Annotated in this window: 23 protein-coding genes; 13 read left to right on the top strand and 10 right to left on the bottom strand. The window is 48.2% G+C overall.

All coding sequences use genetic code 11. The features are described from left to right. Positions 1 to 8: 8 nt before the first annotated feature. From C7B65_RS13670 to C7B65_RS13640, 7 genes are all read left to right on the top strand, one after another. Positions 9 to 656 (top strand): GNAT family N-acetyltransferase, encoded by a 648-nt coding sequence (locus C7B65_RS13670; RefSeq protein ID WP_073073664.1) that lies wholly within the window; start codon positions 9 to 11, stop codon positions 654 to 656. Positions 657 to 707: 51 nt separating this feature from the next. Beyond that, complete coding sequence (locus C7B65_RS13665; protein WP_073073666.1) at positions 708 to 2,018, top strand: cytosine deaminase; 1,311 nt, start codon at positions 708 to 710, stop codon at positions 2,016 to 2,018. Between the two features lie 105 nt (positions 2,019 to 2,123). After that, positions 2,124 to 3,485 carry an FAD-binding oxidoreductase gene (locus C7B65_RS13660; RefSeq protein ID WP_073073667.1) on the top strand — a complete coding sequence of 454 codons (1,362 nt, stop codon included), beginning with the start codon at positions 2,124 to 2,126 and terminating at the stop codon, positions 3,483 to 3,485. A 188-nt stretch (positions 3,486 to 3,673) separates the two neighbouring features. Continuing rightward, on the top strand, positions 3,674 to 4,798 hold the full coding sequence (locus C7B65_RS13655) for a geranylgeranyl reductase family protein (protein ID WP_073073668.1): 1,125 nt from the start codon (positions 3,674 to 3,676) through the stop codon (positions 4,796 to 4,798). A 445-nt stretch (positions 4,799 to 5,243) separates the two neighbouring features. Further along, entirely contained in the window at positions 5,244 to 5,729 is a 486-nt protein-coding gene (gene apcA / locus C7B65_RS13650; protein ID WP_073073669.1) for an allophycocyanin subunit alpha, read from the top strand. Between the two features lie 61 nt (positions 5,730 to 5,790). Beyond that, positions 5,791 to 6,276, top strand: coding sequence for an allophycocyanin subunit beta (apcB, locus tag C7B65_RS13645; protein WP_073073670.1), 486 nt, complete (start codon positions 5,791 to 5,793; stop codon positions 6,274 to 6,276). 392 nt (positions 6,277 to 6,668) lie between these two features. Next, positions 6,669 to 6,872, top strand: a complete 204-nt coding sequence (locus C7B65_RS13640) for a phycobilisome linker polypeptide (protein ID WP_068817512.1) — start codon at positions 6,669 to 6,671, stop codon at positions 6,870 to 6,872. A gap of 192 nt (positions 6,873 to 7,064) precedes the next feature. On the opposite strand, the gene C7B65_RS13635 is transcribed toward C7B65_RS13640, so the two are convergent. The 3 genes from C7B65_RS13635 to gyrA all read right to left on the bottom strand — a co-directional run bounded on the left by C7B65_RS13635 (position 7,065) and on the right by gyrA (position 10,486). Next, positions 7,065 to 7,397 (bottom strand): Dethiobiotin synthetase, encoded by a 333-nt coding sequence (locus C7B65_RS13635; protein WP_073073671.1) that lies wholly within the window; start codon positions 7,395 to 7,397, stop codon positions 7,065 to 7,067. A 12-nt stretch (positions 7,398 to 7,409) separates the two neighbouring features. Next, the gene (locus tag C7B65_RS13630) at positions 7,410 to 7,664 is read right to left on the bottom strand and encodes a hypothetical protein (RefSeq protein WP_106254008.1); all 255 of its coding nucleotides are present in this window, start codon (positions 7,662 to 7,664) and stop codon (positions 7,410 to 7,412) included. A gap of 80 nt (positions 7,665 to 7,744) precedes the next feature. Next, positions 7,745 to 10,486 (bottom strand): DNA topoisomerase (ATP-hydrolyzing) subunit A, encoded by a 2,742-nt coding sequence (gene gyrA / locus C7B65_RS13625; protein ID WP_073073673.1) that lies wholly within the window; start codon positions 10,484 to 10,486, stop codon positions 7,745 to 7,747. Positions 10,487 to 10,915: 429 nt separating this feature from the next. Here gyrA and C7B65_RS13620 point away from each other — a divergent pair, with 429 nt between their 5' ends. Both C7B65_RS13620 and C7B65_RS13615 read left to right on the top strand, forming a co-directional pair. Continuing rightward, positions 10,916 to 11,833, top strand: a complete 918-nt coding sequence (locus C7B65_RS13620; RefSeq protein ID WP_073073674.1) for a histone deacetylase family protein — start codon at positions 10,916 to 10,918, stop codon at positions 11,831 to 11,833. Positions 11,834 to 11,955: 122 nt separating this feature from the next. Then, on the top strand, positions 11,956 to 12,210 hold the full coding sequence (locus tag C7B65_RS13615) for a hypothetical protein (protein ID WP_073073715.1): 255 nt from the start codon (positions 11,956 to 11,958) through the stop codon (positions 12,208 to 12,210). 48 nt (positions 12,211 to 12,258) lie between these two features. Here the strand turns inward: C7B65_RS13615 and C7B65_RS13610 are convergent, their stop codons facing one another. Continuing rightward, a complete protein-coding gene (locus C7B65_RS13610; RefSeq protein ID WP_073073717.1) occupies positions 12,259 to 13,416 on the bottom strand; it encodes a PAS domain S-box protein in 1,158 nt (385 codons plus the stop codon). Between the two features lie 367 nt (positions 13,417 to 13,783). Further along, the gene (locus tag C7B65_RS13605; RefSeq protein ID WP_073073719.1) at positions 13,784 to 14,902 is read right to left on the bottom strand and encodes a DNA topoisomerase IB; all 1,119 of its coding nucleotides are present in this window, start codon (positions 14,900 to 14,902) and stop codon (positions 13,784 to 13,786) included. 180 nt (positions 14,903 to 15,082) lie between these two features. Between C7B65_RS13605 and hpxZ the strand changes: the two genes are divergently transcribed. Next, positions 15,083 to 15,457, top strand: a complete 375-nt coding sequence (gene hpxZ, locus C7B65_RS13600) for an oxalurate catabolism protein HpxZ (RefSeq protein ID WP_073073721.1) — start codon at positions 15,083 to 15,085, stop codon at positions 15,455 to 15,457. 117 nt (positions 15,458 to 15,574) lie between these two features. On the opposite strand, the gene C7B65_RS13595 is transcribed toward hpxZ, so the two are convergent. The 3 genes from C7B65_RS13595 to C7B65_RS13585 all read right to left on the bottom strand — a co-directional run bounded on the left by C7B65_RS13595 (position 15,575) and on the right by C7B65_RS13585 (position 20,068). Further along, positions 15,575 to 16,861: a glycosyltransferase family 4 protein gene (locus C7B65_RS13595; protein ID WP_073073723.1), complete on the bottom strand. Its 1,287-nt coding sequence runs from the start codon at positions 16,859 to 16,861 to the stop codon at positions 15,575 to 15,577. An 828-nt stretch (positions 16,862 to 17,689) separates the two neighbouring features. Then, positions 17,690 to 18,658 (bottom strand): solanesyl diphosphate synthase, encoded by a 969-nt coding sequence (gene sds / locus C7B65_RS13590; protein WP_073073725.1) that lies wholly within the window; start codon positions 18,656 to 18,658, stop codon positions 17,690 to 17,692. A gap of 396 nt (positions 18,659 to 19,054) precedes the next feature. After that, positions 19,055 to 20,068 (bottom strand): glycosyltransferase family 2 protein, encoded by a 1,014-nt coding sequence (locus C7B65_RS13585; protein WP_073073727.1) that lies wholly within the window; start codon positions 20,066 to 20,068, stop codon positions 19,055 to 19,057. Between C7B65_RS13585 and C7B65_RS27820 the strand changes: the two genes are divergently transcribed. The 3 genes from C7B65_RS27820 to C7B65_RS13575 all read left to right on the top strand — a co-directional run bounded on the left by C7B65_RS27820 (position 20,067) and on the right by C7B65_RS13575 (position 22,121). Then, complete coding sequence (locus C7B65_RS27820; protein WP_181314393.1) at positions 20,067 to 20,222, top strand: hypothetical protein; 156 nt, start codon at positions 20,067 to 20,069, stop codon at positions 20,220 to 20,222. The genes C7B65_RS13585 and C7B65_RS27820 overlap by 2 nt on opposite strands. 142 nt (positions 20,223 to 20,364) lie before the next feature. After that, entirely contained in the window at positions 20,365 to 21,513 is a 1,149-nt protein-coding gene (locus tag C7B65_RS13580) for an AAA family ATPase (RefSeq protein ID WP_073073729.1), read from the top strand. Further along, entirely contained in the window at positions 21,510 to 22,121 is a 612-nt protein-coding gene (locus C7B65_RS13575) for a hypothetical protein (protein ID WP_073073731.1), read from the top strand. The genes C7B65_RS13580 and C7B65_RS13575 overlap by 4 nt, the downstream gene beginning before the upstream one ends. A 110-nt stretch (positions 22,122 to 22,231) precedes the next feature. On the opposite strand, the gene C7B65_RS13570 is transcribed toward C7B65_RS13575, so the two are convergent. Continuing rightward, entirely contained in the window at positions 22,232 to 22,465 is a 234-nt protein-coding gene (locus C7B65_RS13570) for a hypothetical protein (protein ID WP_073073732.1), read from the bottom strand. A gap of 4 nt (positions 22,466 to 22,469) precedes the next feature. Then, entirely contained in the window at positions 22,470 to 22,841 is a 372-nt protein-coding gene (locus C7B65_RS13565) for a hypothetical protein (RefSeq protein ID WP_073073734.1), read from the bottom strand. Positions 22,842 to 23,338 lie beyond the last annotated feature (497 nt).

Here is a 23,338-nt window from a genome sequence, read left to right as displayed (position 1 = left end):
GTGGGAAGATGTCACGATGGTCTGTATTGCCTAACCGATTGGTTGTGAACACACCCTCTTCACCTCGCGAAAAAGACCCATCAGGGCAGTCATCAGGTTCTCCACGCTTTCTGATTCGTCCTGTCGAGCAGCAAGACTTATCTGAAATTGCTGGGATTTTGGCTAAAAGTTTTCATCTGCAACCAGAGTTTATGCGCTGGCTGATTCCCGTGATGAGAATGGGAATTTATGAAGATTTGCGGAACAGATTGAAGTCGGCTCCTCCGCACTATAGCTGTCTGGTGGCGCTCGATCAGGATGACCTGATAGGCACTGTGGAAGTTGGGCTGCGATCGTTCAACCCGTGGCAGCCGCGCACCAGTCAATATGCTTATTTATCAAATCTAGCGGTCAGATCAGAGTGTCGGCGCAAGGGAGCCGCGATGCAGTTATTAGAAGCTTGCGATCGCGTCGTCTTGTCTTGGGGATTTGAAGATATTTATCTGCATGTGTTGGAGAATAACCAGTCGGCAAAGCACCTTTATGAAAAAAGTGGGTATCGGCTGCAAGACACGGATGCGGGCTTGACGACTTGGCTATTAGGTCAGCCTAGACGACTCTTTTTGCACAAGCGTTTGGCATCGATTTCTAAAGCGAATATTCTGACTAATCAGTAACGTTACTGTAAGTTAGGACTAAAGTTTGATCGCGAATGGTCGATCGTTCCTATGCTGTTTGACTCTAATCACTATTGGCTGATAAATGCCCACATTCCGCCCTCTTTGATTGTGAGCGGAGCGAAGTGGACTAGCAAAAATGCCGACGATCCGCTGCTTGCCGTCGATCTAGAGATTATAGATGGCATGATTGCGACGATCGTCGCTTCGGGAACCTATGACACTTACCGCGATCCCTCGATCGATCTGAAAGGTGGCATGGTGTGGTCGTGCTTTGTGGATATGCACACTCATTTGGATAAAGGACACATCTGGAACCGCGCCCCAAACCCAGACGGAACCTTTAATAGCGCACTCACCGCCGTTCAAACAGACGCGGCTAAACATTGGGACGAGACAGATGTCTACCGTCGCATGGAGTTTGGACTTAAATGTAGCTATGCCCACGGGACAAAAGCCATTCGGACTCATATTGATGCGTTTGGTGAGCAGGGAGAAATTGGCTTTCAGGTTTTTAAAGAGTTGCGCGATCGCTGGGCAAACAAACTGATTCTTCAAGCCGTCTCGCTCGTGACTTTAGACTACTTTCTGACACCTGAAGGAGAGAGATTAGCAGACTTAGTGGCAGATGTGGGTGGAGTGTTAGGCGGCGTTGTTTATACGAACCCGGACATCGACGCTCAACTCGATCGCGTCTTTGCTCTCGCCAAGGAACGCAAGTTAAATTTAGACTTCCACACTGACGAAAACGACGATCCTACTTCCATGACACTGAGGCACGTTGCCCAAGCCGCGATTCGGCAGAAATATAAAGGGCGCATTGTTTGTGGGCACTGCTGTAGTTTGTCAGTGCAGGAAGAAACCGAAGCCAATAAAACCATTCGACTCGTTAAAAAAGCGGGCATTGGCGTAGTCAGTCTGCCGATGTGCAATCTTTATCTGCAAGGTCGAAAATCGGGTGCAACTCCTCGGTGGCGCGGAGTGACCCTACTGCACGAATTGAAGCGGCAACGGGTGTCGGTGGCGATCGCCAGTGATAATTGCCGCGATCCGTTCTTTGCGTTTGGCGATCACGATGCGATGGAAGTCTTTAATCTCTCCGTTCGCATCGCTCATCTCGATCATCCCTACAGCGATTGGGCAAACGCTATTACACTCACGCCTGCCGATCTGATGGGTTTGCCCCAAGTCGGCAGAATTGGCGTTGGACTTCCCGCCGATCTCGTTTTATTCAAGGCACGAAGTTATAGCGAATTGTTATCTCGCTCACAGCACGATCGGATTGTTCTACGAGACGGTCAATCGATTGATACAACCTTACCCGATTATGCTGAGTTGGATGATCTCTTCTGCTCGTCCTAAACAGTTGTCAATTCTGACTTAGGATATTGCTACGGAAAGTTTTGATACTAATTTCCCTTCAGAATCGACCTAAGATGCAGAAGAAATGTTCACACAGAACGTCTGATGACTTCGACAAAATCTAGACCTACTAATCTGAATCCGTTGATCACCGATCTAGCAGGACTAGACCTGATCACGGATGCGAATCAGATCGCCAAATTATCTCAAGACTATTACACCTTTAGTCCGGTGCTACAGCCTTTGTTAGCAGACAAAACGGGTGATTTAGTCGTGCGTCCCGTCAACGAAGCCGAAGTTCTCAAAGTGGCAGCAGCGTGTGTGAAATTTAAAGTGCCCCTCACCGTGCGCGGAGCCGGAACCGGAAATTATGGGCAGTGTGTGCCCCTCGAAGGCGGTGTCATTCTTGATATGACTCGAATGAACGCCATTCACTGGGTCAAACCCGGACTCGCCTGTGTCGAACCGGGACTCAAAATGGCGGCAATGGACAAGCAAACGCGCGAAACTGGCTGGGAAGTTCGCATGGCTCCCTCGACTTATCGCACCGCGACGATCGGCGGCTTTATCGGCGGTGGCAGTGGAGGCATCGGCTCAGTCACTTATGGACAACTGCGCGATCGTGGCAACCTTCAAGCAGTTCGCGTCGTGACGATGGAAGATCAGCCGCGCGTGATTGAACTTCGAGGCGACGATGTTTATAAAGTTGCTCACGCTTACGGCACCAACGGCATTATCACCGAATTAGAAATTCCGCTTGCTCCGGTTTATCCCTGGGCAGAAGTCATTGTCACGTTTTCAGACTTTATGACGGCTGCCAGATTTGGACTCGCTCTCAGCAATTCTGACGGATTGATCAAAAAACTGGTCTGTGGGTGCGCTGCGCCCATCCCTACTTACTTTGCCGCCCTGCGTAGCTACATCCCCGATGGCGCTCACTGTGTTCTGCTGATGATCGCTGAAAGCAGTTTAGAACCCTTGGGCGAATTGATTAAAGAATTTGGCGGCACGATCGGCTATCAAAAAACCGCTCAAGAAGCCAGCAAAGGCATCACCCTCGCTGAGTATTCTTGGAATCACACAACGCTTCACGCTCGCAGTGTTGATTCGTCGCTGACTTACTTACAAACGCTACTGCCTGACGACAATCTTGCCTTGCTTGAGCATCTCTATCACCACTTTAAAGACGAAGTGATGCTGCACTTAGAATTTTTGCGCGTAGCTGGCTCTGCCCGTCCTGCGGCTTTGCAAGTCGTCCGCTATACGACCGAAGAACGTCTCAACCAGATCATTGCCTATCACGAATCTAAAGGCGCTTTCATCTTTAATCCGCACACATACATTCTTGAAGATGGCGGCATGAAAGCGATCGACATTGAGCAACTCAAATTTAAAGAAATGGTTGATCCTTATGGGTTGCTCAACCCTGGCAAAATGAGAGCTTGGCTAGAGCGATCAAGGCTATAGTTTCACAAACACTTCATAGTCAAGCATTCGATCCTACAAAAGGCTATAACACTAAAGAACTGTCCTCAAATAACATCCAGCAGATTTGGCAGAGGCTTGATGAGGATCGCTTAAATAGTGCTGATTTTTAGCAACAACCTCTGTAGTGAACAAGGAACGCACAAGTTAGGGAGTGAAATTTCAGCCTGATGTTTGATTGTATTATCGTAGGTGCCGGGCCCGCCGGGGGAACTGCTGCCTATCATTTAGCAAAACGTGGGCGCTCAGTATTAGTGCTGGAACGAGAAGCCCTGCCTCGGTATAAAGCCTGTAGCGGTGGGGTGTCTCCTGCGATCGCCCAATGGTTTGATTTTGACTTTTCCCCCGCTATTTCGCTCAAGGTCGATTCGATCCGTTACACCTGGAAGCTCGGCGATCCGGTCGAGGCAACGCTCAACACTCCAGAGCCGATGTGGATGGTCAAACGGGATGTGTTTGATCACTTCCTGATTCAACAAGCCCAGCAAAAAGGGGCAGAACTGCGCGATCAAACGGCGGTTACAGGGATTGAATTTAAGGGCGATCACTGGATAGTCAACACGTCCAGTGGTGCGTTAGAAGCCCGCTATTTGATTGCCGCAGACGGGGCAAAAGGCCCGATGGCTAAATGGTTAGGCTTTAAGGAACGCAAAACTCGGATGGGTGCTGTGATGGAAGCCCCGCGATCGAACTCCGATGATCGAGCCCAATTCGATTTTGGCATCGTCAAAAACGGCTTTATCTGGAATCTTCCTAAAGCTGACGGTTACTCGATCGGAACCAGCACTTTTAGAGGTGGAGACTCTGAAGATCTGAAGGCTGACTTAGCTGAATATGCCGCTCTCGCTGGCATTGATGCCAAAAACAGCCAGGTCTATCTCCATCCAATCTGCACCTGGGACGGCGATCAAACACTGCACACCCAAAACGCGGTGCTGGCTGGAGAAACGGCTTGTGTCGTTGATCCCTTTACCGGAGAAGGTATTCGTCCTTCAGTGTTTAGTGGCATGAAGGCAGCAGAGGCGATCGATCAGGCATTATCTGGCGATCGCGCTGCCCTAGCAAACTACACCTCAGTCATTCAGAAAGAATGGGGGGTGGATATGGTCTGGGCACAGCGGCTAGCAGGCGTGTTCTACCGCATTCCGGGCATTGGCTATAAAGTTGGCGTGAAGCGACCTACTGCCACCGATCGCTTGGGCAAAATTATGTGCGGCGAAATGCGCTATGCCGACGTAGCAACTCGTGCATTAAAACGTTTAAGCGGCAGCTTGATTCCGGGGATGGGGGGTTAGACTGTCTTCTCAAATCGATACAAACCAGCCTTTGACTTCAATACGCTATCAGCCTTAATATGCTGAGACGGGTTTTTATTAAGGTCAGTGTGGTCAGCGCCTAGCGGTCTGTGGTGTAATTTCAACCCAGCACAGATCGTTGAAAAATAGTCACATCTTCAACAAAAAACAAACATGAGGACAACATTACAAAATGTTGCGAACTGACTAGGATGGTGAACACAATGCCGCAAAATAATTGCGGAAGGCAGTTAAGTCAAACCGCCTGCGTAGCTAGGATTACCGATCGGTGCCTTGGATTTATTCAACCATTTCCAGCCCAGATGTCAGATTCAAAGATTCCCATCAATGAACTGAGCAACTAGCTCCAAGCAGACTTAACCCAACCCTGACGGAACTCTCGTTTAAACATATTCGGTTACGTTACTTTTGGAGGAATCCATCAATGAGTATTGTCACGAAGTCAATCGTGAATGCTGACGCTGAAGCTCGTTACCTCAGCCCCGGCGAACTAGATCGGATCAAAGGCTTTGTCACCACTGGTGAGCGTCGCCTCCGCATCGCTCAAACCCTGACCGATTCTCGCGAGCGCATCGTCAAGCAGGCTGGCGATCAACTGTTCCAAAAGCGCCCTGACGTGGTTTCCCCTGGTGGAAATGCTTACGGCGAAGAAATGACCGCAACTTGCCTGCGTGACCTCGACTATTACCTCCGCCTCGTGACCTACGGAGTGGTTGCAGGGGATGTGACTCCGATCGAAGAAATCGGCATCGTCGGCGTTCGTGAGATGTACAACTCCCTAGGCACCCCGATTCCTGCGGTTGCTGAAGGCGTTCGTGCGATGAAGAGCGTCGCTGCTTCCTTGCTGTCTTCTGAAGATGCCTCTGAAGCTGGCTCCTACTTCGACTATGTAATCGGTGCAATGCAGTAATCACTGCCTCCGATTTCTCACGCATTCACATTAAGCTCACGCGACTTACGGGAATTAAATCATGCAAGACGCAATTACCTCGGTTATCAACACTTCTGACGTTCAGGGCAAATACCTGGATACTTCTTCACTCGAAAAGCTCAAAGGCTACTTTGCAACTGGTGAACTGCGCGTTCGTGCAGCAACTGCGATCAGCGCTAACGCGGCAGCGATCGTTAAAGAAGCAGTCGCTAAGTCCTTGCTCTATTCGGACATCACCCGTCCCGGCGGCAATATGTACACGACTCGTCGTTACGCTGCTTGCATCCGTGACCTCGACTACTACCTGCGTTACTCCACCTACGCAATGTTGGCTGGCGACCCTTCCATTCTCGACGAGCGCGTGCTCAACGGCTTGAAGGAAACCTACAACTCTTTGGGCGTACCTGTGGGTGCAACTGTGCAAGCCATCCAAGCGATGAAAGAAGTCACTGCTGGTTTGGTCGGTGCTGACGCTGGTAAAGAAATGGGCGTTTACTTCGACTATATTTCCTCTGGCTTAAGCTAGTTCTGAAAGGTGTCAGGGATAGGGTGACTCAGTTCAGATCTTTCTGAAACCTGAAACCCGAAACCTAAAACCTCTTTTGTGAGGCGTTGGAAGTCTGGAATGAGTGTTAGCTCGTCAAAGGCTAGTCTGAGAAATGGTTTTAGCGATCTAACATTGATTCTCGACTTCCAACCTTCCCACTATCAATCTTTGTTTACTATTCAAAAGATTTGCGATCGCTCTCTAAGGTCTGCACCTGCGCCGATCGGCGTTGACATCAAGAGATGCTGGGTCGCTAGCTTTTTGAGAATTTCTCACAGCCCACTAGAGTTTTGAATTGTGATATGAGTTCGTGAACTCAAAACTCAAAACTCAACACCCATCCTCAGCCTACTCAGGAGATTATAAGACCCATGAGAATGTTCAAGGTTACTGCCTGCGTTCCTAGTTTGACCCGCACCCGCACTCAACGGGAACTGCAAAATACTTATTTCACCAAGCTGGTTCCTTATGACAACTGGTTCCGTGAGCAGCAACGGATTCAAAAGATGGGTGGCAAGATTGTCAAGGTTGAATTGGCGACAGGCAAAGCTGGCGCGAACACGGGCATCGCATAAAGCCTGAGTTGAGTCTGATTAAATCTTCAATGTTTGCTAACTCTGAGCATTAGCTGTGGAGGTCAATAAGACCTCCTTTTTATTATCTAAATACAATCTTTTAATACCAGTTAAGAGGGCCTGGCAGTGCCGTGCCCCTACGAGGATCTGTCGCATTCATTGATGAAATTGATATAAATCAATTTATCCCTGCTATACGCCAGAAAAAATACTTTTCACGGTGGCGGAAATGCGATCGAGGTCTTCATTCAGCAACGGCGGACAGTCTGACTGTTGCTCAAGCCTCGCTTCAAACAGTCGTCTGCCTTCGCTAGAGATTAGATAAAGTGCGTAGGAGAGATCACGATCAAGAACTTTTTTTCCTTTCAACGCCTCAAATATGACTTTAAGTGACAGCAAAATCGATGTGACCTGACCCGGAATTGGCGGTTGACCTTGCTGCAATCGCACCAAAAAGGTATCAGAATTTAGGGTTGTTTCGCTGCTTTGATCGATTAGCAAGCGGCGAGCCGTTTCATAATCCACGATCGAGACGTTCTAGAAATGTTGACTGTTAAACTCTAGCCTAATCTTTGAAAACGACAACTGTTTCCAGGTTCTTCTCAAAAAAAAGGGAGAGAACTGAAATTTGTTCTCTCCCTGATTGCCTTCAGGCTCTAAGCCTTCTTGGAGTTTTTTGCGTAGCATTTGAGTTTGCTTTTTGAGTTGTCGTTGACGGGCAGAGCCGCCTTTGCCTTTGTGGTTGCGCCCCTCACGGCGAGGAGACTCCCAGCGTTTGAGCATACGCGCCATATTTAGTTTCCTCGTGGTCTGATCTTATTGAACCAATTTGTCTTTGAAGTGAGGGCAGAAGTATTCCTGCCCTCGTTGACTTATTCTACTTCGGCAGTCTCATCATTGTCATCAACGTCATTAACATCATCAATGTCAGCAGCGATCGTATCCTCATCTTCTAGAGCCGCCTCGGTTGCCACGACCTCGATCGTGTCGTCTCCAGGAACGCCAGCCGGAACCACTTCTTCTTCACCTGTGAGCGGCACGATCGCAACGGCAGCGATCGCGTCGTCTTCATCGAGTCGCTGAACTCGCACTCCCGTTGCCGTACGCGACTGAGATGAAATCGCATCGACCGCTTGCCGAATGATGATGCCTCGGTTGGTGATCATCATCAACTCAGCCCCTTCGTTGACAATGTGCAAAGCCGCCAGCGTGTCGCCTTTCTTGCGGAACTTTGTCACCACAATGCCCATTCCGGCACGATTTTGGAGGCGGAACTGAGTTACCGGAACGCGCTTTCCATAGCCGCCTGTCGTGACGACCAAAATCCAAGGACCTTCGGGAGTTTTGAGTTCTGAAGCGTCGAGTTCAGATGACTCTTCGTTGAGAATGACCTCTTCATCATTGAGTTCGACATCTTCATCGATCAATCCGGCTGCTTGTGCTTGGGCAACGTTTTCCACAATTTGACCAGGCAGAATTGCCATGCCGACCAGACTGTCACCTTTGCGGAGCGCCATCGATCGCACCCCACGAGTCGCCCTTCCTAACGGACGCAGTTGCTCATGGTTGACGCGGAAGTGAATCGATCGACCCAAACTTGAGCCGATGATGATGCTGTCTTCAACACACGCCAACCGCACCCAACGCAGTTGATCGCCTTCTTCGAGCGAGATCGCAATTAGCCCGTTTGAGCGAATGTTGCCAAATGCCGAGAGCGCTGTTTTTTTGATGTAGCCTTTGTTGGTCAACATCACCAAAAACACATTGTCACTGAATTCTGAAACGGGAATAATCGACGTGATTTTCTCATTGTGAGGAATCGGTAGCAGTTGCACGATCGGCATTCCTCGTGCCGTTCTGGATGCAGTGTGAATCTGGTAGGCTTTAGCGTGATAGACAACGCCGCGATCGCTAAAAAATAGAATACTGTCGTGATCACAGCAGGTGAGGAAGTGCTCGACGGCATCATCTTCTTTGATGCGCGCACCCGATTTGCCACGAGTGGCTCGACTTTGCGAATCAAACGCATCCACGGGCATCCGCTTGATATAACCCTGCTCGGTGAGCAAAATTACGGCTTTTTCATTCGCGATCAAATCGATGTCGCCGAGTTCGTCTTCAGACTGCTCGATCACCGTGCGGCGAGGAGTCGCTTGAGTGGCGCGTAGCTCTGTGATTTCGGTTTGAATGATTTCGAGAACCCGCTCACGTCGAGCCAGAATATCTTGAAGATCAGCGATCTGAATCTGTAAGTCTTCGTGCTCTTGCTGAATTTTTTCGGCTTCTAGAGCCGTGAGTCGGCGCAGTTGCATTTGCAAAATTGCGTCGGCTTGTGACTCTGATAACTCATAGGATTCAATCAGTTCTTGCTTGGCGGTCGGTGCATCGGCTGCTCCGCGAATGGTCGCGATGATGCGATCGAGATGAGACAGCGCAATCAGCAGACCTTGCAGCAGATGATCGCGTTCTTCGGCTTTGCGAAGCTGATAGCGAGTCCGGCGTTCGATCGTCTCAATGCGGAAGTTTAAGAAAACTTCGAGAAAATATTTAATGGTCAACAACTGTGGCTCGTTGTTCACCAGTGCCAACATATTCGCCCCAAAGTTTGCCTGAATCGGGGTTTGCTTGTAGAGGTTGTTGAGCACCACACGCGGATAAGCATCGCGCCGCAGCTCGATCACGATTCGCATTCCGTCGCGATCGCTCTCATCGCGCACGTCAGAAATGCCGTCAATCTTGTGGTCATTAACCAGTTCGGCAATCTTCTCGATCAGCGATGCTTTATTGGTTTGATAAGGTAGCTCGGTGATGATAATGGCTTCGCGATCGGGTCTGCCGCGATGCTCGATGGTTTCGATCGAGGCGACTCCGCGCATGGTGATCGAGCCGCGCCCGGTCAGGTAGGCATCGCGAATACCCGTTCGTCCCAAGATCTGTCCACCCGTAGGAAAGTCAGGGCCGGGGATATATTGCATCAACTCCAGTTCGGTCAGATCTGGGTTGTGAATCAGCGCCGTTAACCCGTCGATCAATTCGCCCAGATTATGCGGCGGAATGTTGGTAGCCATGCCAACCGCGATCCCCGATGAGCCGTTGAGCAATAGCTGAGGAAGCCGCGCGGGTAAAACGGTTGGCTCTTGCTGAGAACCATCAAAGTTATCGGCAAAATCAACGGTTTCAGATTCAATGTCTCGCAGCAGAGCATTGCTGGTGAGCGTGGTCAAGCGACATTCGGTATATCGCATAGCGGCAGGCGGATCGTTGTCGATCGAGCCAAAGTTGCCGTGACCATTGATCAGGGGCGATCGCATTGAGAAGTCTTGTGCCATTCGCACCAGGGCATCATAGACTGCGGTGTCGCCGTGAGGGTGATATTTACCTAGCACTTCGCCGACCACACGCGCACATTTACGGAAGGGACGCTCAGGGGTTAAGCCTAATTCGTGCATGGCATAGAGAATGCGACGATGCACTGGCTTTAAGCCATCTCTGGCATCTGGCAGTGCCCGACCCACGATCACGCTCATGGCGTATTCCAGGTACGATCGCTGCATCTCGCCTCGGAGATCGGTGGGAACGATCCGTTCTGTAGGTATCTCCTGGGAGAAGGTCATAGGGTGAAAAACTCCGAAAATGCAAGCATGGATTTGACGATCGACACAGATAGCTAAAACTCAATAATTAAGCGCTTTAAACTAGTGTCGATTATTACTAGGATTTTAACATATCGTGGCATTGGTCGGAGTAGCTGAGTATCATCAGATACATAGAACTATCTCTGGTCGAAAGATTCGATTCTAGAGGCTAAAATTCGGTTTGAAAAAGTTATTTTTGTACAGAGATTCAGTCCTCAGAATAAAGCCTGTATCCTTTTTCTATCAAGCGATTGCTCAATTGGATGATCAGGAGTTGTGTGGTTACTAATTCAATCCACAAGATTTACTAGAATATATTTTTTGATCGACGACCGATTCAAGAGTTTCAACGGTCAAAATAGAAAGGATTTTTAGCCCTTATTTTAGCGATCGCTCGACCCAAATTTTATGACGTTCCCTATCATTTACTCCGATCAATTCTTGCTCCATGAAACGGGCTATTTTCACCCCGAAAAACCGGAGCGGTTGAGGGCAATTCAGCAGGCGCTTAAAGCAGCACCTTGGGCAGATCTGTTGGACTGGCGAAAACCGACTTCAGTTGAGGCACGATCGCCGCTGGCTTTTGTGCATCAAGCTCACGATCGCCGCTATATAGAAGCCGTTCGGCAGTTAGCAAATCGGGGTGGCGGTCACATTGATGGTGATACGCCTGTCTCTCCGCGCAGTTTTGAAGTGGCGCTGCTGGCAGTCAACGCTTGGATCGATGGGGTAATTTTAACCCTGACCACAGGAGAGCCGAGCTTTGTGTTAATGCGCCCGCCCGGCCATCATGCCGTTTCTGATTTGGGTATGGGATTTTGTTTGTTGAGCAATGCTGCGATCGCGGCGCTCTATGCTCTCGATCATGGCGCAAATCGCGTTGCCATTCTCGATTGGGATGTGCATCACGGCAATGGCACTCAAGCGATCGTCGAAACTAATCCCAATATCGCCTTTTGTTCACTACACGAGTCGCCACAATACCCTGGCACGGGCAGCGCGAACGAGCGAGGGTTTCACGACAACGTGCTAAATTTGCCGATGGCAGCGGGGAGTACGATCGTCGATTATCAGCCCCTATTTGAGTCGAAAATTATGCCGTTTTTAACTGACTTTCAGCCTGATTTGCTGATTGTTAGTGCAGGTTACGATGCCAATCACGACGACCCGTTAGCCAATATTTCGCTGAAGCCTCAAGACTATGGCGTGTTTACAGATTATTGCTTGGCGCTAACTCGGCGAATTGTCTTTGGGTTAGAGGGAGGCTATGACTTAGATGCGCTGGCGCGATCGGTGGTGGCAACCGTCGATCGGTGCCTGATCTAGAGACAAATTTATGAGCAATACCTTGATCTTGAGATAGACGCGTAGAAGCAGAATTGGAACTAAGCTACTAACACCAACGACAAAGATCTTTGAATGCTAAAAAGTCCAGCAGAATAAATATTATGCAACTCCAAATTGAATGCAATAACCTGCTCCACAGCCAGGAACTCTGCTGTCTATGTGAACAATCTTTTGAATGCAAAGAAGCACGAGTGATTGTTTGCAACGATCAAGGATCAGGATGTGGAAATGCCTGCCCTGAGTGCATTAGTCAAGGCTTTAGCTGGATTAAAACTCAGTTTGAGCAATCGAACCGCTCTCAGAGAACAGGGCGGGATTATCAGAGAAAGACACAAGGAGTTGCGATCGGTGCATAGTCACAAATTCTATCAATCAAGGATTAACCTGACACTCAAAACCTGTCTTCACTCTTTGATGATCAGATGGTTTTGAGCGTCTACCACGATCGTTCCTTGCTGCTGAAGTTTGCCTAAAAGACGAGTGACTGTGACTCGCGTTGTGCAGCAAGCACTGGCAAAATCTTGATGAGTTAGCCGCACTCTTAGTCGGGTTCCTTGGGCGACGGGTTGCCCGATTTCCTGCTTGAGCAGTGACAGCAACCGATTCAAACGGTCTTGCACCCGAAGCTGCCCATAAATTGTCAAAAAGCTCTCTGTTTGTCTGAGACGCTGATTCATTGACGGCAGCAGCGCTTGAGCGAGACGAGGTGATTGAGAAACCTCGGTCAGGGGAATTGACACAAGTTGCACGGTGGCCAGCGCGATCGCTTGATAAGTCTGAAGTGAGGTAAAGCTCGACCCAAACACCATGCCATCGGTGGCCAGCCCCACCAGCATCTCATCGCCACTGTCAGATAACGTCGTCAGTTTCACCAAGCCTTGCGCCACCAGCCATAAGGCTTGCGTATCTAGCGGAATCACTTCGCCCTTTGTGTAAGTCTGCATCGGTCGGTCTTGAAAGGGCGTATAGTCACCTTGTTCTAAGGCAGCTTCTGCTCGCTTGCGTTCGGTGATGTCGCGCACGAGCCAGCGCAAAAGAGGTGCATTTTCGGGGTAGCGAATTACGTCAACGGTGAGCATCGCATCAAACACTTCATTTGAGTGCCGTTGCAGCCGCACATAAGCATCTACATGGTCACGCTGTGCAAGCTGAGAGAGTTTGGCTCTAAACAACGGACGATCGTCGATCGCGACTACACTAACTAGAAGTTTGCCGACTAAAAACCGCTGCTGTCTCGAAAGCAGTGCCACCGCAGCGCGGTTTGCCTCGCGGATGTTGCCCCCCAAGTCGGTGACGAGATAAGCATCAGGCGCAAACTCAAACAAGTTTTGATAGCGCTGGCGTTCAGCTTCGGTGCGATTGCGGGCGACTAGAAGTTCTTCATTTTGGCGAGTTAGCTCCTCCATTGCAACTTGCAATTCTTCGGAGGCGACTCCTAATTCTTTGAGAGCAACAGGCAATAATTCGGGTGATGGAATCGGAGTCGCGTTTGCATCGTGACAGAGAATCGACAAACGACCATACATCGTCTCAACTTGCTGGCTCAAGAGATTGATGTTCATTCTTGCCTGCTCAACTTTTAATCTTGGTAGGATAGACAACTTGAACTAGCGACACAAGTAACCGAAATGATGATCTTAAGAATCTTTGTGTTGGAAATCACACTCTGACTTCATAAGAATTTTGCCGCTATTTCACGACTGACTCCTCGAAATTAACACCAATTTTAAAAACAATTGCGATCGTTCCAAACGATCGCGTCAGGGCGGTTTTGGGGGTGTGGCATCGCCGTGCCCTCTTGCAGGATTTGTGTAAATAAAAACCTCTAGAGGTTTAGCGCTAGAGGTCGGACAGTTAAATGCTGAATCCTAGATACACAGCCGATTGTTTCGATTTCGGAAAAGTTCAAATATTTGTTTTGCAGCTTGGTTAGTCAGCATCGCAAGGCTTGACTTTCTCTAGCAGTGCAATCACGGCTAACTCTTCCGATCGCAGCGCATACGCATCTTCTGCCACTACATCGACAAATTGCTGCATCACCTCATGCAAAGACGCATCCATATAAGCCTCTAAAACGGCGGGATGCACATAATATTTTCGACAGGTTGCCGGACGGTTGCCTAAGTGAGCCGCGACGGTTTTAAGCGCTTGTGTGATGTTCTTTTTGGCAGCCGTTTGCGAGGTGAAGATCCCGATTTCGACCAGGTGGGATGCTGCTAAAACGGTGCCTGCCCAGGTGCGAAAGTCTTTTGCTGTAAAGTCATGACCCGTGATTTCTCGCAGATAATCATTGACATCGGTTGACGTAATGTCTTGAGGGTGCCCGTCTTCGGCGATGTATTGAAACAACTCTTGACCCGGAATTTCTTGACAGCGCTTGACGATTTTTGCCAGCCGTCGATCGCTCACTTCAATGTCATGATCAACGCCACTCTTACCCCGAAACTGAAACTGAATTTTAGACCCATGAATCTGCACATGCTCATCGTGCAGCGTCGTCATGCCATAAGAATGATTGGTCTTGGCATACTCTTCGTTGCCCACGCGAATGCGAGTTAGCTCCATCAACTTCACGATCGCCGCCAGCACTTTAGATTTAGGCAACCCCGACTGCGATAAATCGTGATCCAATCGTCTGCGAATCTCAGGCAACGATTGGCTAAACGCAATCATGCGCGTAAATTTTGTCTGATCGCGAACCGATCGCCACAAAGGATGATAGCGATATTGCTTGCGTCCTTTTGCGTCGCGCCCCGTCGCCTGCAAGTGACCATTCTTAAACGGACAAATCCACACATGATGGTAGGCAGGCGGAATTGCCAGCGATTCAATCCGCCGGATTTCGTCAGGGTCACGCACCGTCTTGCCATCTGCCCCCACATAAGTGAAGCCTTTTTTGCCCGATCGCTTCCGTTCAATTCCAGGAATGTCATCTGTGACATACCGCAACCCGACCGCCTCAGCCGACTCTATGGGGTTGGTCAGAATCTCAGCAGAAATCGCGATTTCGCGCTCGTCTTCTACATGCTGATTAAGTTTAAGCTGCATGAATGGTTTAGTTAAGAAACTATAGTGCCCTATACATTCACCCTAAGCAATCTGAGATAATCTAAAATCTGCACAGCAGCATAGGTGTCAAAAATGATGGGGCAGAATCTTGACCTGCGATCGCACTTGTTAAATGGCAATGATTGTTTGCGATGTGCCCTCCTAATGTGATCAAAGACTATGCAAATTAATCTTCCTGACGTTTTGGCAGAAGTGACCGCCGCCTTTGAGCGCTATGAAGCGGCTCTGGTAGATAACGATGTCACCACGCTGCATGAAATGTTTCTCAAGAGTTCTCACACGATTCGCTATGGCGTGGCTGAAAACCTGTATGGATATGACGCGATCGCCGCGTTTCGCGATGCTCGTTCTCCGGTCAATCTCGATCGGATTTTACGAAACACCGTCATCACTACCTACGGGCAAGATTTTGCGACTGCCAATACAGAGTTTCAGCGCAAAGGCTCTGGGTTAATCGGACGGCAAAGTCAAACCTGGGTGAAGGCTCCTGAAGGATGGCGCATCACATCTGCCCACGTTTCACTGATGGCCTAATCGTGAAGTAGGGTTGTTGATGAATTTGTTCAAAGCCCCATATCAGTGTTTTAGTCCATTTCAATGGACTTCTGCTATTAGCCCGGAACTTAAGTTCCGGGTGGGCTTTCGAGTCAACTAGGCACCGACCACAGCCCGCTTCTTCGCAGGCTTTTCGACAGGCTTTTCTTGAAGCACCTGATAATAGAGTTTGCTCAGTTGAGCCGCTACCCCATTCCAGCTAAAATGCTCTTCGACGCGCTGACGGCCGGTTTGACCTAATTGATCGCGCCACTTTGAGTCAGACAAAATTCGGTCGATCGCCACCGCAAACGCCGCCTCATCTTTTGCCGGAGCCAGCAATCCCGTCTCTTCAGGAACTACAGTGAACTGCAACCCACCCACATCACTGGCGACGACTGGTGTATTGCTGGCCATCGCTTCGATCGCAACCAATCCAAATGGCTCATAGTGGCTGGGCACGACTGAAACATCTGCCGCCGCGTAATAGAGATGTAGGTTATCTTCACCCAAACGACCGGGGAATAAGGTCATTTCTTGCAGTCCCAACTCGGCAACAATGCCTTCAATGCGCTCTCGCTCAATGCCATCACTTTGACCCGGACGGCTGCCGCCCCCAATCACTAGCTTAAGATTTCCTTCACCTCGCAGCTTTGATTGACCGACTGCCCGCACCAGCGTTTCGATGCCCTTACGACGATCGAATCGCCCTACATAAAGCACGACTTTATCTTCAGGTGAGAACCCTAATAGCTGACGTGCCCTGGTTTGAGAAATCGAGCCAAATCGACAGATATCAGTGCCGCATGGAATCACGTCAATATTGCCGTGGGGTGAAACCAGCGATCGCATATGTGCCATCTCTTGAGGACTGGTGGCTACAATCCTATCAGCAGTTTCGAGACAGGTTTTCTCACTGGCAAGCCGCGTTTTAGCCACTAAAGGAATCGTCGAAATCGACTGATATTTCACAGCGCCCAAAGAGTGATAGGTGTGAAGCTGCTTGAGCGGTTGCAGTTTCTTCAACTCCATGGCGATCCAGCCTGACATCCAATAGTGAGTGTGCACTAAATCGTATTCGATGCCATTTTCGGCTTGAAAGCGTCGGAACGATTGTACAAACTCTGGCATATAAGGAAACAAATCATCTCTAGGAATGAATGCTTCTGGACCTGCGGTCAAACGAATCGTGCGGCAGTGACGGCTGTGCTCAACAATTTTAGGTTGTGTGGCATCAGACTGCCGGGTAAACATATCAACTTCCCAGCCTTGACGGGCAAGGGCTTCACCCACTTGGCGAACGTAGACATTTTGTCCACCTGCTTCTTCTTTGCCGATTTCAATGGCAGGGTCGCCATGTTCAGAAATTAGTGCAATTCTCTGCCTTTGACCTAGAAATAGCATAGTTTTATTTACCAAAATTCGGTGAATAGAAGGGCGTTAAAAACTCTGATCAATCGCGTATGCAAAACTTAATTGACTCTTAAGTTACAGCCAAACCGCGATCGAGCAAATCAGTCATGGGAAAGAACTATCGAACGATTTCAAGTGGCTTTAAGGATGAGAAAGCCTCAAAGTGCCTCACACCAGCTACGACTTTTGCTCACGTTTTGCATCAAAAAATCTTTACGACTAACCAAACAGATGGCTAATCAACAACCTCGTCCTATCCTTCCTTATTGCTAAACTTCAATTAGATTCATCGGCTACAAGTTATACAGAAGCTCGATCTCAGGTCAAGCTTTGACGTTTCAGGAAACTCAGTAACTAGATGCGATCGCACGTTGAACTAATAAGATTGCTGATTGTGAAGTCGGTTGACTAAAGAATATCCTACTTGAGGCAATTTTGCAAAATTACTCAAATTAATCAGTTGTTTAAACCACTTTTATGAATAAGTCCACTCACAACATTTGACTAGAAGACAGATTTGCGAAGTGCCTAAAACGAACGATCGACAAATCACATCTAACTTTTTGTAGATTTACCAAACTCTAAAGTTGTCACAAAAAATGGGGCAGATCTCTCTACCCCAAGGCAAAAAACAAGGCTGAATTAACGTCAGTTCAACGGGGTTTTCGCTTCGTTCTCAGCAGCTTCTGTCCCCTAAATCCCCCATTCTGGGGGACTTTGAACCGGAAATTTTGGCTTGAAGTCCCCCAATTTTGGGGGATTTAGGGGGCAGCCCGGATTGGCAACCGTAGCGAAAAGCTTCATCGAATTCACGTTGAATTAGTACAGACGACTCAAAACATAATCGGCTAACTTGGTTAGCGCTTGACGAGACTCAGAGATTGGCAGATCTGACAGATGCTCGATCGCGGCCTTAGCGTGATGTGCCGCTAAAGCACGCGATCGCTCAATGCCACGACTATCTTTAATCAGCGCCAACGCTTGCTCTAAATCACCTGCTTGAGCAAACTCTCGCTCAATCAAGACTTCTAGATAGGGTTTTTCTTCAAGTGCGTAGAGAACCGGAGCCGTCAAATTGCCACTTTTGAGGTCAGACCCCGCAGGCTTGCCCAAACTATCGATCGAGCCTGTGAAATCTAAAATATCGTCTACAATCTGAAACGCCAACCCAAAATCACGACCATAGCCATAAAGATGTTGGGTCTGGGCTTCGGGTAAGTCACTCAGCACAGCCGCCGCCTTAGCACTATTAGCAATTAAAGAAGCCGTTTTGTAATAGCTTTTTTCAAGATAGGCCTCGATCGACATGATAGAAAATCGGTTTAGCCCCTGCTGAATCTCGCCTTCTGCAAAATCTTTGATCACTTCTGACAGCAGTTTGACGACCTGCAAGTTGTCAAGATTTGCGAGATACCAAGACGATTGAGCAAACAGAAAATCTCCTGCCAACACTGCAACTCGGCTACCAAAACTGCTGTGAACGGTCGGAATGCCCCGCCGGACTTCCGATTCATCTACCACATCATCATGCACGAGGCTTGCAGTGTGAATCATTTCAGTGATTTCAGCAAGTCGCCGATGGCGTTCGGTCATTCCTTGATTAGGCATTGTTGCCCGTGCCACTAGGAAAACGATCGCGGGGCGAACCCGTTTCCCCCTGGCTCCAAAGAGGTGTTCTGCGGCAGCATAGAGAATGGGATGACGAGCACCAATTAACTGTTTAAGGTTCTCCGTCAGCACACAGAGGTCTGCTTCAACCGGGGAAAATAGGGAGGTTGCTGAGGTCATGAATAAGCCAGCGAAGGGGCGACATGGTTAAGAAACTTTACAAGTCCTGACTTTATTTTAAGATAAGCACTGGGTTCGTGGAATATCAAGGCAGAAAAAGTTTGAGATTAGCAGCCAGTTTAGTCAAAAAACGTAAATTTGATGAGATCCCTCGCTGCGGTTGCACCTCTGGAACGCCCCCTAAATCTCCCACAAGTGAGGGACTTTGAACTGAAAATTGGGTCTGAAGTCCCCCAGAATGGAGGATTTAGGGGGCAGAAGCACTTTACAACAGAGCGAACATCCTCATTGAACTGACGTTAAAAAAAGCTGTTCGAGATGCTTTAGCCAACCGATTAATGTCGGACGATCGGTCTTGCAGGTTGCTTCGCGAGGTCAAGGCTGACGTGAGTGGAATTATTTGGGTTCTTCAGACTTCCCAATCACTTCTCTGACTCGATAAATGGGTCTGCCCTGCGATTCGTGATAGGTTCTCATCGACAACTCAGCTAACAGCCCAAAACTAAATAGCTGTAGCCCTGACAAAAATAGCAAGACCGCCAAGATCAGCAGTGGACGTTGCCCAATACTCTCCCCAAAGGCGAACTTAACATAGGCTAAATACAAGCCTAATACGGTGCCTGAGATCAGTGCTAGCAGACCAAACAAGCCAAACACGTGCATCGGACGAGTCAAAAACTTCCGCATGAAGAAGATCGTGAACAGATCCATAATCACGCGGAAGGTGCGGTCTAAGCCATATTTGCTTTGCCCATAGCGACGAGCATGGTGACGCACTGAAATCTCGGTGATTCTCGCGCCTTCGATAAAAGCAAGCGCGGGCAGAAATCGATGTAGCTCTCCGTAAAGATTCATATCGGCAACCAGTTCTGCACGATAAGCTTTGAGCGAACAGCCATAATCGTGGACACGCACCCCGGTGACTCGTCCGATTAGCCAGTTGGCGATCTTAGAGGGCAAGACTCGCGTGAGAGAAGCATCTTGTCGATTTTTGCGCCAACCGCTCACCAGGTCGTAGCCTTCTTCTAATTTCGCCATCAAAATGGGAATGTCTGCGGGGTCGTTCTGTAAATCACCATCTAAAGTAATGATGATTTTGCCTGTAGCGTGGCTAAACCCGGCGGCGATCGCGGCCGTCTGTCCATAATTGCGTCGCAAAATCACGGCTCGTAAATCTGTTCGAGTTTGAGCTTGCTGTTTGAGAAGCGCATCGGAACCATCTTGAGAGCCATCATCGACACAGATAATTTCGTAGTGAATCTGCTCGGCAATCAGGCTGGTGGCGATCGCGTCTAACAATAATGGAATGCTCTCGACCTCGTTATAGATGGGCACCACCACTGAGAGGTCTGGCGATTGAGACGCTCGATCGGGAGCTTGAATTCCATTCGTGGCGAGAGACAGATTCATGAGTGGCTCGGCTCTAGAGATGCAGAACAGGAGAGAGCGATGGCTCAAACTTGAAGAGTCTAGCTTATCAGTTAAAGATGGGTTTGCAGAAGTCTACGGTGCGATCGGGTGGGGGCGATCGCGTCAAAAACTGAGTGCAGCAGTCAAAGCATAGGTCGTATTTTTAGGTAGGTGTGCTAGTTGGTTGAGGCAGTTGTTCATAGCCTAAGTATGCTCCTCAACATTGGGTGTTCCAGTACTAACTTAGCTCTAGAAAAGGTAGTATTGAAAAGCTAAAAGGCGATCATCTCTAAACAATGATTATTTCTCACTTAATTTTGAAAAACTGGAGAAACTTCCGGCACATTGAAGTTGACCTTAGAGATAGAGTCTTCCTAGTTGGTCCTAACGCCTCTGGTAAATCTAATTTTCTTGATGCCCTAAGATTTTTACGAGATCTCGCAAAAGATGGCGGCGGTCTGCAAAAGGCTGTTAGAGATCGCGGAGGACTATCTAAAATTAGATGTCTATATGCAAGACGATATCCAGATGTTGAAATAGAGGTACATTTGTCAGAGAACGAACTACAGCCACCTACTTGGAAGTACGGCATCGGAATTAAACAAAGAAAAGGTGGGCAGAACGACCCTGTTCTCTCATATGAGAAAGTTTGGAAGAATGAGAAGCAATTAGTCAACCGTCCAAACGATGAAGATGAGAAAGATAATTTGCGTTTAACTCAAACTTATTTAGAACAAATTAACGCAAATGCAGAGTTTCGAGAAGTCCCAAAGTTTCTTGAATCGATCTTATACTTGCATTTAGTGCCTCAACTATTACGTCATCCTGAAGCTTTTAGTGGGCCAGGAGTTCAAGAAGATCCTTTTGGCAGAAATTTCTTGGAGCGAGTTACTAAGACTCCAGAGAAAACCCGGCGGTCTCGTCTAAAAAAGATTGAAGATGCTCTAAGGATTGCAGTTCCTCAGCTAAAGCAGTTGACTGATATTAAAGATGAAATGGGCATTCCTCATCTTGAAGCAGTCTACGAACATTGGCGACCTGGAGCAGGTAAGCAGCGTGAAGATCAATTTTCAGATGGAACAATACGTCTTATTGGTTTGCTATGGTCTCTTCTTGAAAGCGATTCTCTTCTGTTGCTTGAAGAACCAGAATTATCTCTAAATGCTGGTATCACTGCTAAACTTCCCTCGTTAATCTATCGACTGCAAAAGGCGAAAAAGCGACAAGTTATGCTTAGCACTCACAGTGCCGATCTGCTATCAGATGGGGGCATTGGTGGCGAGGAAGTTTTAATGTTGACACCAACTGCCGAAGGTACAAAAGCTGAATTAGCTTCTTCAATCGAAGAAGTCAGCAGTCTTCTTGATGCGGGTTTAACTGTTGCTGATGCAGCTTTACCTAGAGCAACTCCTAAACAGATTGAGCAACTGAGCTTACTTAGATGACTGATATTCCAATTAATTTAGCGGTTGAGGATGATCTAAGCGAGGCAGTATTGAAGGAAATACTGAAGCAGTCCAAAAGACCATTTTCTGTTGGAACTTGCTTGAAGCGACAGGGCTATGGTTATCTCAAAAAAAATCTTCCAGGTATAAACAAGGCTGCAAAAGGATTACCGTATTTAGTGTTGACAGATTTGGATAAAGCCGAGTGTCCACTAGCCTTAATCTCAGAATGGCTATCTCAACCAAAGCATCCGAATCTAATTTTTCGAGTTGCAGTCACAGAAGTAGAAGCTTGGCTTTTGGCGCATCGTGAAGCGTATGCAAAATTCCTTGGTATTTCAGTAAGTTTGATTCCTGATAATGTCGATGCAGTGCCTGACCCTAAGCAGTTACTAATTGATTTGACTAGAAGATCGAGAAAGCGCACTCTCCGCGACGCAATCGTACCTGCACCAAAAAGTAGTGCCAAAATCGGTAGAGACTATAACGGTCAGCTTATTCAGTTTGTTCAGCAGAACTGGAAAGTTGAGCTTGCAAAGACTCATTCTCCAAGTTTGGAAAGAGCAGTAAATGCAATAGTCAATTTTGAGCCTATCTGGAAAACTTAAAAAAGAATTCTTGGTGTGTTCGCTTTCCTTTTATCAATAGCCACTAACGCCAACTAGTCCAATAACGCAGCGCGGCCATTTGTATAGATTTTCTTCGCTGAGTTCGAGGTCTACCCTCCCTTTGGCTGATAGCTCTCTACAACTCGTCCCGCGCCTCTCATTTGTGCGTAATAAGTCCGACTCACCGCATCGCCTCGATCGGATAGTTCATCAATCCCATTGCGTCCTTGATCTTTGCCGGAACTGTGGATGTAGCGATCGCTGCCTAAATGTTCAAAATGTTTAGCAATCGATCGGGCAAAGAACTTACCCGATCGATTGTTAAACAGTTCCCCAACGCCCAACTTTCTAGAGTTGAATGGTGACTTTGTTGTGCAACTCCTCCACTTGAATCAATGAACCGTTACCCACGACGATGTTGAATCTCGCCAGCGATCGCTCAATTTGATATCCCGGCAACACTCGGACGATTTGATATTCAGTCGTCAAGTCACTCGTGCCATCCCATTTGAACAATGCCAGTTGATTGGATGCAATCTCACTCAGTTGTGAAACAAACTCTTCAATGCTGTCGCTCACATTCACGAGAATGCCAGACGAAAGGAAGATGTAACGCTCTTGCAAATCCAAAGTCACACTAACTCGATAACGTTTTTCGGTTGAGCATCGCAACTCAACGGTGAACGAAATCGAGCTAGGAATCACAGTCCTAACTCCCATATTATTTTGTCCTCTCGGTTAGTTCAAAGAGGACAAGAACCCTGATTTCTCAGACATTCTATAGGGATGAAAAGGATATGCAGGATCTTGATTCCAGCCTTTCAAGATCCCATAGCAAAGCCGACGGTGTACAATCATGAACGCCTCCTGAGTTAGTTACGTTAACTAGGGATGGAAGTCCTCGGAGTCTGATCTTGCACATCAGATTTCCGGGGCACAACTTCATCACTGCGATGTATTCTACAGGAGTTTTTTGTTTTTTGGAATGCTGAGTTTTTGAGAGGGAAGCGATCGTTTCTTTGGGGAGGTGGGGAGCGATCGTTGCTTTAAGATCTCTGATGAAAAGTGAGGGGAAATACACAGAAAGTTTCGGGGTATCTGCCTAAATCAGGGAGATATACGGAAAGTTTCCGTATAATCAATAGTTAGACGTGCGACTCGAAGTCGTTCGGGGGAGTTGGAAGGACTTCAAAAGCCCTTCCCTGTCAGTGTTCAGG

The sequence above is a fragment of the Phormidesmis priestleyi ULC007 genome (genome assembly GCF_003003695.1).
GTDB lineage: Bacteria > Cyanobacteriota > Cyanobacteriia > Leptolyngbyales > Leptolyngbyaceae > Phormidesmis_A > Phormidesmis_A priestleyi_A.
The sequence above is the reverse complement of the archived record's forward strand: the minus strand, read 5'-3'. Positions and strand labels throughout refer to the sequence as shown.